This window comes from Leptospira adleri, assembly GCF_002811985.1.
Lineage (GTDB): Bacteria > Spirochaetota > Leptospiria > Leptospirales > Leptospiraceae > Leptospira > Leptospira adleri.
Window position 1 is genome coordinate 21,967 of record NZ_NPDU01000061.1, and the last position, 6,000, is coordinate 27,966.

The window sequence follows — 6,000 nt, forward strand, 5'->3', positions numbered from 1 at the left end:
CAAAAATATTCGGGCGGCTGTCGATTCAATTCAATTCCGATCTAAACGGTTCAATTTGTTGTAGAATCGGTTGGGAACATAGTTTGGATCTTCTTGACACTGCAGGAATCCATAGGTTTTTGGAATGAAAGCGGGTTTCCATCAAGGATACCCAGTCAATTTCACCCTTCAGGAAGAACCAATGTCTTTAAAAGATTTTATTTTTACTTCGGAATCGGTCGGAGAAGGCCATCCAGATAAGGTTTGCGACCAAATTTCCGATGCGATTCTTGATGCTTATTTGGAGCAAGATCCAAAATCTCGAGTTGCTTGTGAAACCTTGGTGACTACGAATTTAGTCGTGATCGCCGGTGAAATTACAAGTAAAGGTAAAGTGGATGCGCAGGAGATCGCAAGAAACGTAATCCGCGATATCGGTTATAACGATATTACGATGGGTTTTGACGCTGACTTCGCCGTCGTTTCGGCTCACGTTCACGCTCAGAGTCCTGATATTTCTCAAGGGGTGACCGAAGGAGAAGGGCTCTTCAAAGAACAAGGCGCGGGGGATCAAGGTTTGATGTTCGGTTTCGCGATCAACGAAACTCCGGAACTCATGCCGATGCCGATCTACTATTCTCACGAATTGGTAAAGTATTTAGCGGAACTCAGACATTCCAATAAACTCAAATTCTTAAGACCGGACGCGAAGTCTCAGGTTACCGTGGAATACAAGGACGGAAAACCGGTAAGAATCGACACCGTCGTTATTTCGACCCAACATTCTCCGGACGTAACTCACAAACAGATCGAAGAATCTCTCATCGAAGAATGTATCAAAAAGGTGATACCCGCCAATCTTCTCAAGGATACGAAATATTTTATCAACCCGACGGGGCAGTTCATCATCGGCGGACCTCACGGTGACGCGGGCTTAACCGGAAGAAAGATCATCGTAGATACCTACGGCGGATATGGAAGACACGGAGGGGGAGCTTTTTCAGGAAAGGACCCTTCCAAAGTGGACCGTTCTGCGGCATACATGGGACGTTATATCGCGAAGAACGTTGTCGCTTCCGGACTTGCCGACAAATGCGAAGTGCAGCTTGCTTATGCGATCGGAGTTGCGGAACCGGTTTCGGTTCACGTAGATACGTTTGGAACGGGAAAAATCTCCGAAGAAGAACTCGTAAAAAGAATCCGCGCCAATTTCAGACTGACTCCGAGAGGAATCATAGAATCCCTAAAACTTCTCGAAAAAGGAAGAAAGTACAGAGAGACCGCTTCTTACGGCCATTTCGGTAGAAAGGGTTCCACCTTTACTTGGGAAGAAACCGACAAAGCAGCGGCTTTAAAAGGATAAGAACAAAATGGGAGCTCCAAGTACGGCAACTGCGACAGAAAAAGCGACCCGTGACGGTTACGGGGACGCGCTGCATGAACTCGGGGGTTCCCGTCCGGACGTAGTCGTCCTCGACGCGGATCTTTCCGGATCCACGAAAACAAATAAGTTTGCGAAGAGCTATCCGGACCGTTTTTTTAACGTCGGCGTCGCAGAACAGAACTTAGTTGGTCACGCGGCCGGGCTTGCCCTTTCGGGAATGGTCCCGTTCGCTTCTTCTTTTGCAATGTTCCTTGCGGGAAGAGCCTGGGAAGTCGTCCGAAACAGCGTCGTTTATCCGTTCTTAAACGTAAAATTGGTGGCGTCCCACGGGGGAATCACCGTGGGAGAGGACGGAGCTTCCCATCAGTGTATCGAAGACTTCGCGATCATGAGAGCGATTCCTGAGATGACGGTGATATGTCCTTCCGATTACAACGAATGCAAGCAGATCATCCATGCGATCGCGGATTACAAAGGTCCGGTTTATGTTCGTGTGGGTCGTCCGAACGTGCCAGTGATCGAGAGAGAGAATTATCAATTCGTAATCGGAAAAGCCGAGGTGATGAGAGAGGGAAAAGACGTTCTTATCATTGCAAACGGCGTGATCGTAAACGAGGCGATGAAAGCGGTCGAAGAATTATCCAAAGAAGGAATTTCTGCGACGCTTCTCAACATGGCGACAATCAAACCGATCGACAAAGAAGCCATCTTAAAATACGCAAAACAATGCAAAGCAGTGGTCACTTGTGAAGAACACAACGTAATCGGCGGACTCGGTTCTGCGGTGAGCGAATTTCTTTCCGAAGAATTTCCGGTTCACGTTCTCAAAGTAGGAATGAAGGATGAGTTTGGAAAATCCGGAACCTGGAAAGAACTTCTGGATTACTTCGGTCTTCGTTCCAAAAATATCGTTGAGACCGCGAAAAAAGCGATTCAGCTCAAAGGATAATGTTTTCACCCATTCTTCTTTCGATCGTTTTTTGCGTCTCGTTTGACTGAAATTCTATGGATCGCAAAGAGGAAGGGAAACATTTTTTGAGAGGCTCTTGTGTTCCGGCTATGAAAGCGCGGATCCGGATGAAATTCTTCTTTATTACTTCTCGGGTTTTTTGAGTTGAAAGATGGCGAGCACACAAACTCCTGACTTAAACGAAATCACCGAGGAATCCACAAAGTCAACCGGGGGCCCTTGGAAAGTGGTACTCTGGGACGACAACGAACATACCTACGAATATGTAATCGAAATGCTCATGGAAATCTGCACGATGTCCGTTGAGAAGGCGTTCTTACACGCGGTTCAAGTGGACCAAGAAAAAAGAACGGTCGTCTTTTCCGGAGAATTCGAACACGCGGAACACGTTCAGGAAAGAATTCTTACCTATGGCGCCGATCCTCGAATGTCGAACTCTAAGGGTTCGATGAGCGCGACTCTCGAAAGGTAGAAACCAAGTTTCTCATTTTCAAAAATTGACCCTCATTCTTTAGAAAGAATCGTCGTAGTTACGACGTCTTGCCGTAAAAGTCGCGGGCCCCACCCTGAATTTGGGTGGAGGAGGCGGGTTTGTGGGAAATTTCGGCGAGCATTTCTCTATCACAAATATATTCTTTTTTCAAGAATATATTCTACATTGAGAATTGTAGGAACTCCTACAATTCTTAAAAAAAAGCTCCTTCAGAGGAATTCCTCTGAAGGAGAAGCGCCTTCGCAAGGTCAAGGATTCATCTGAACGACGAGTTTTACCGCAGGTTCGGTCCACGTTTCGATCGCCTCTTCGAAGTTGCAGGTTTTTGTAACCACCTTCTCCGGGAGGATCTTTTTCTCTTCGATCTTCTCCAACATTTTCGGAATAAACTCCCTCGAATCGACTCTTCCGATTTTTAAGGTCGCTCCCGTATTATATAATTCTAAATAAGGAATTTCTAATTTGTTTGTCCAGTGGACGGAGGCGCATCCATAGATTCCCTCGGTGGAAAGGGATCTCAGACAAAAATCCCATCCTTCTTTTTGTCCGTGGCAATCCGCGATGAGAGGAAATTTTTTCGACCAGGATTTGGGAAGAGAAGAATAAGGGGCGACCGTGGCGCCGAGATCGTTTGCGATTCGGAGTCTTTCCTCGTCGTTGTCCACGTAAAGAACCTCGGAGGCCCCCATACCGACCGCGAGGGACGCGGAATACAAAGCGATGCTGGACGCGGAACCGCCTAACACCATCACGGGAGTGTTTTGTTTTTTTTCCAACCATTGGCCCACGAGTTTCCAAGCCTCCACCATGTTATCGCTCATTGCAGCGAGCGAGATTGCACTCGCGGAGGAAGGCATTCGAATGAGCATCTGTTTGGCAAAAGGGACCCAAATTTTTTCCGCCAACGCCCCGCCGAATTGTTTTGCACCGGGCCCCATTCCGTAGAAGCTCGCGAACGGAACCGAATGGCAGGCTTTGGAATGTCCTTCCGTACATTCCGGACAAAGGCCGCAAGATATTTGAAAAGGAACGATGACCTTTGTTCCTTTCGGAAATTCGTTTTCAATCTCCGGACTTGTTTCTTCGATCACTCCCACAAATTCGTGTCCAATGGGAATTCCCGGGCGCATCAAAGTGTCTCCGTTTACGATCGGAATATCGAGGTCGCATCGGGAAACCGCGAGTGGTCTTACGATCGCCTGATTTTTTCCTTGGATTGTCGGTTCTGGAACTTCTTCCCATTCTAAAACATTCTTTTTTTTGAATACGATTCGTTTCATACTTCACCTTTCTTTTCTTTTAGGTAGGCCGATTTAAAATTAGAATAAAAATTAAAAGAAGACTTGATCCTTCCTGTAAGTTTTTCCATTTTGATTTTGCGAATTTTCAGAGATAAAGTTCAATTTTTCCGATACTTGATTTTTAAGAATTTTTCCGTTTTGGGAAAGATCCGATTCTTCTTGGAGGGCGGGGCCTTTTAAAGATCTGTTCAATTTTGGAAAAATTAAAATTTTAGAATATTCATATTCCTTTAAATAATGCCTGTCTCTTTTCCACAAAGGAAGCGACTCCTTCTTCCGCGTCTTTCGTTTCCATCAAGGCCAGAAGTTGAGGAAATAGTTCCTCCGCCGCTTTGGATTCTCCAAATTCAACCGAGGTCATGGCCGACTTTAAGGTCGCAAAAACTCCGAGAGGGGCTTGGTTCGCGATCTTCTCTGCGAGTTGGATTCCTCTCGAGACAAGTTCGTTCTTTTCGACGATTTCTTGGATCAGGCCGATGCGAAGGGCTTCTTCCGCTTCGAAGGGTTCGCCAGTGAGGATATATTTCATAGCGTTTCCCCAGCCGCATTGGGCGGGCCAGCGCATCGTTCCTCCGCCGAAAGGAAAAATTCCTCTTTGAACTTCCACTTGTGCGAAGACGGAACGTTTCGCCGCGATTCGAATGTCGCTCGCAAGCATGAGTTCGATTCCCAGAGTGATACACATTCCGTGAGCTGCGACTACGACCGGTTTTGTTCTGTGACGACCCGTGGTTCCCCAGGGGTTTATACTTTCTTCCGGAAGCGGAAATCGTTTTTCTTTTTTTAAATATTCGGCTACGTTTTTGAGTTCTAAGCCGAGTGTGAATTGTTTTCCGTTTGCGTAGACCAAGCCGACTCGGATATCTGGGTCCGCTTCCATCTGATCGTAAGCGCGGCTGAGTGCGAAGAGCATATCCACGTTGAATGCGTTTCTTTCTTCTGGTCTGTTAAAGACGATATGCAAAATTGGTCCTTTTTTTTCAGTGAGAATCAGTTCCGACATGGCCTTTTCCTTGTGTAGACTAAATAGTCTACCTTAGTTTGAATTCGTTATAGACTAATTAGTCTATCATTTTTTTAGTTTTCCTTGAACTTTTTTTCAGTTCTGAGACTCTGATCTTTTAGTATGGTTCAGAATTTAGAAAAACAGAGTAATCCTTACGATCGGCTGATGACTTCTGCCTTGGATCTTTTTTATCACAGAGGTTATTCGGGAACTTCCACAAATCAGTTGATCGCGGACTCCGGAACCCACAAAGCCAGCTTTTACCGTTATTTTCAATCCAAGGAGGAGATTGCCCTGGAATATCTCAAGTTACAAGGTGAGAATTTTGAAAACGGTCTTCAGAGGATGATGGAGCGTGCTCCTTCTTGGAAAGAATTTATCAACACTTGGAACGGAGTTCTTCTGAAACAAGTGAAGAGCGGAAGATTTTTGGGTTGTCCTGTCGCGCGTTTTATCAACAGCGTAGAAGAGAAAAATGAAGAATTTGAGATCGTCTCCGATAAAATCATAGAAAGCTGGATTCGGATTTTGGAATCCTATTTCGAATCTGAAAAAAAAGTCGGAAGGTTGGATTCTTCCGTGAATTGTCTCGCGGCGGCGAAGAAAATTTTGAAACTCTTCCAAGGGAGTTCTCAACTTTTTCGAATTACGGGAAAGAAGGAATACTTTCAAGAGCTCAAGGCGGAAATGATCGAGGTTTTGAGCGGTAGTAGAAAATAGAAATGATGGAAAGTGGGAACTCCTTCAAAAAATCCGTTTTTAAAACTTGTCAAAGGATAATCTGCAAATCAAGACTCGAACTTCAGGCCCGAACTTTGGAAACATCGAGGCTAACTTAGAATCGAAGCAAATGCTCAATTTCCAATC

The 6,000-nt window shown here is 45.5% G+C and carries 6 protein-coding genes; 4 read left to right on the forward strand and 2 right to left on the reverse strand.

Features of this window, described 5'->3' with window-relative positions:
- Positions 1 to 181 precede the first annotated feature (181 nt).
- The 3 genes from metK to CH376_RS18435 all read left to right on the forward strand — a co-directional run bounded on the left by metK (position 182) and on the right by CH376_RS18435 (position 2,805).
- The gene (gene metK / locus CH376_RS18425; protein WP_100784500.1) at positions 182 to 1,342 is read left to right on the forward strand and encodes a methionine adenosyltransferase; all 1,161 of its coding nucleotides are present in this window, start codon (positions 182 to 184) and stop codon (positions 1,340 to 1,342) included.
- A 7-nt stretch (positions 1,343 to 1,349) separates the two neighbouring features.
- Positions 1,350 to 2,312, forward strand: a complete 963-nt coding sequence (locus tag CH376_RS18430) for a transketolase family protein (RefSeq protein WP_100784298.1) — start codon at positions 1,350 to 1,352, stop codon at positions 2,310 to 2,312.
- Between the two features lie 172 nt (positions 2,313 to 2,484).
- Complete coding sequence (locus CH376_RS18435; RefSeq protein ID WP_100784299.1) at positions 2,485 to 2,805, forward strand: ATP-dependent Clp protease adaptor ClpS; 321 nt, start codon at positions 2,485 to 2,487, stop codon at positions 2,803 to 2,805.
- A 269-nt stretch (positions 2,806 to 3,074) separates the two neighbouring features.
- Here the strand turns inward: CH376_RS18435 and CH376_RS18440 are convergent, their stop codons facing one another.
- Together CH376_RS18440 and CH376_RS18445 are read right to left on the reverse strand one after the other, a co-directional pair.
- Positions 3,075 to 4,106 carry a zinc-dependent alcohol dehydrogenase gene (locus CH376_RS18440; RefSeq protein WP_100784301.1) on the reverse strand — a complete coding sequence of 344 codons (1,032 nt, stop codon included), beginning with the start codon at positions 4,104 to 4,106 and terminating at the stop codon, positions 3,075 to 3,077.
- 241 nt (positions 4,107 to 4,347) lie between these two features.
- The gene (locus tag CH376_RS18445; RefSeq protein WP_100784304.1) at positions 4,348 to 5,130 is read right to left on the reverse strand and encodes a crotonase/enoyl-CoA hydratase family protein; all 783 of its coding nucleotides are present in this window, start codon (positions 5,128 to 5,130) and stop codon (positions 4,348 to 4,350) included.
- A gap of 123 nt (positions 5,131 to 5,253) precedes the next feature.
- Here CH376_RS18445 and CH376_RS18450 point away from each other — a divergent pair, with 123 nt between their 5' ends.
- Positions 5,254 to 5,853, forward strand: a complete 600-nt coding sequence (locus tag CH376_RS18450) for a TetR/AcrR family transcriptional regulator (RefSeq protein WP_100784306.1) — start codon at positions 5,254 to 5,256, stop codon at positions 5,851 to 5,853.
- Positions 5,854 to 6,000 lie beyond the last annotated feature (147 nt).

What these genes read in the sequence shown, in the direction of transcription:
- metK (WP_100784500.1), top strand. Translation starts at nt 182, where the DNA reads ATGTCTTTAAAAGATTTTATTTTTACTTCGGAATCGGTCGGAGAAGGC.
- CH376_RS18430 (WP_100784298.1), top strand. Translation starts at nt 1,350, where the DNA reads ATGGGAGCTCCAAGTACGGCAACTGCGACAGAAAAAGCGACCCGTGAC.
- CH376_RS18435 (WP_100784299.1), top strand. Translation starts at nt 2,485, where the DNA reads ATGGCGAGCACACAAACTCCTGACTTAAACGAAATCACCGAGGAATCC.
- CH376_RS18440 (WP_100784301.1), bottom strand. Translation starts at nt 4,106, where the DNA reads ATGAAACGAATCGTATTCAAAAAAAAGAATGTTTTAGAATGGGAAGAA.
- CH376_RS18445 (WP_100784304.1), bottom strand. Translation starts at nt 5,130, where the DNA reads ATGTCGGAACTGATTCTCACTGAAAAAAAAGGACCAATTTTGCATATC.
- CH376_RS18450 (WP_100784306.1), top strand. Translation starts at nt 5,254, where the DNA reads ATGGTTCAGAATTTAGAAAAACAGAGTAATCCTTACGATCGGCTGATG.